The sequence below is a fragment of the Intestinibacter sp. genome, from assembly GCF_022780145.1.
Classification (GTDB): Bacteria; Bacillota; Clostridia; order Peptostreptococcales; family Peptostreptococcaceae; genus Intestinibacter.
On sequence record NZ_JALEXO010000257.1, the window covers coordinates 1 to 2,098 of the forward strand.

Sequence of the window (2,098 nt, forward strand, 5' to 3'; positions counted from 1 at the left end):
AAAGTTGTGATTCTGAACATTTCTCCAGCACCTTCGCAGTCACTACCTGTTATGATTGGAGAGTGAGCGTATACGAAGTTTCTTTCTTGGAAGAATTTATGTATAGCATATGCTGCGACACTTCTAACTCTGAAAGCTGCAGAGAACAGATTACTTCTAGGTCTTAAGTGAGCTATAGTTCTTAAGTATTCAACTGTATGTCTTTTCTTTTGTAGTGGGTAAGAACTATCTGATTCGCCTTCTACAGTTATTTTTGTAGCTTGTATTTCTACTGGTTGTTTTGCATTTTGAGTTGCAACTAATGTACCTTCTACTAATAAAGATGTACTTATTGGTAATTTACCTACTTCTTTGAAGTTGTCTAATTTTTCATCTATAACGATTTGCATGTTTTTAAAGAAAGTACCGTCGTTTAATTCTATAAATCCGAAGTTTTTAGACATTCTAGATGTTCTTATCCATCCAGCAACTTTTACAGTTTTATCTATGTACTCTTCTTTATTTCTATAAAGTTGTTTAATTTCAATGAATTCTTTTTGCATAGAATTACCTCCTAAATATTTAGTTCAAATTTTGTTCATATAATAATTATAACTTATATTTACTAATTTATACAATTTATAATATCAATATTTATTCTACTAAATCTTAGCTATAAAAATCAATAGTATTATAAAAATACAAAAGTGCTTTAAAAATCTTTACATTTTAAAGCACTTTCTGTATAAAATAAATTTTTTAAAAATTAATCGTTTACAACCTTATCCTCTTCGTAGTCTAGCTGATTGACCTTGTTTTTGTCGAATAAACTAACTACTATAAATGTTATACCTGTAGTCAATACCATTAAATATCCTACATCTGAGAATACATTTTTGATAGCTGGTACAAATAGCCATACTCCAGCAGATAGTACTGATACTAATATTGTCATAAATCCTGCATTTTTACTAGCGAATTTAGAGAAGCATAATCCTCCAAGTACAACTATTGAAGTTCCTATTGCCATAGATAGACATACCTTCATGGCATTTAATATAGAACCTAATTGAGAAGATAATATATAAGTTAAGAAACCTACAACAAGTATTATAACTTTATTTATCACGAAGGCTTTATCCTTCATTTTTTTACCAGCATTTGTTTTGAAGAATATATCTTGACTGACTGTTGTTGAACAACCGATTAACATACTACAAGCAGTTGACATATCTGCAGCCCATAGAGCTGATAATGTAAGACCTGCTATTACTGGTGGTAGTGATAATATTATCATTGGTAATGCTAAAGTTGCATCTACACCAGGTATTAAAGCCTTTGATGCTATACCTAACATTGCACATAAGAAACCTATTGGTATCATCATTAAAGCACCTAGTCTAAATCCATTTACTGCTGATTTATCGTCTTTAGATGTAAGACCTATTTGTATAACACCTTGGATTGAGTTTGTATTACCACACATAACTATAAGCCAAGCTATAATTGCTGGTATACCCATACCTTCTGTAAAGCTTAAATATGGAACATCTGTAGAAGTGCTAGCCATTTGTAACGCTGCATCCCATCCACCTTGGTTGAAAAATACCATAAATGAAGCTACTATGATTCCAAAATAAATTAATGATATATTTATAATATTACTTAAACTAACAGATCCCATACCACCTACAAAGGCTACTAGCATGAATATTAAGAAACTGAAGAATGTTCCTGTAGTTATATTGAATATGTCTGGTAGTAAACTTGCAAGTATTGATCCACCTGCTATGTATTGAAGTGCTATTATTGTACATTGAATTAGAACCATAGCTATTGTCATCATAATACCAGCTTTTTTGTCGAATAAATCTTGAACTAGTCCTGTTACTGTATTATGACCACTATGTCTAAAGCGTTTAACAACTAAAAAGCTCGCCATGATAGCTCCGAAAGCCCAAGCTACATTGTACCAACCAGCAGATAGACCTGCGACGAACGCATTTTGTGCTATACCTATAGTTGAGGCACCGCCTATAGCAAGACCTGCAATTGTTACGGCTGTTATCCAAGTACCGTTTTTACCTTTGTATAATAAGAAATTTTCCCCGTCTTTTTT

2 protein-coding genes are annotated in these 2,098 nt (G+C 31.9%); both read right to left on the minus strand.

Going from position 1 to position 2,098, the window contains the following annotated elements; genetic code table 11:
- On the minus strand, positions 1–542 hold a 542-nt coding region (locus MR593_RS09615; protein WP_290692283.1), incomplete at its 3' end, for an OB-fold nucleic acid binding domain-containing protein.
- Positions 543–745: 203 nt separating this feature from the next.
- A partial coding sequence (locus MR593_RS09620) for a sodium:solute symporter family protein (protein ID WP_290692285.1) occupies positions 746–2,098 on the minus strand: 1,353 nt, incomplete at its 5' end.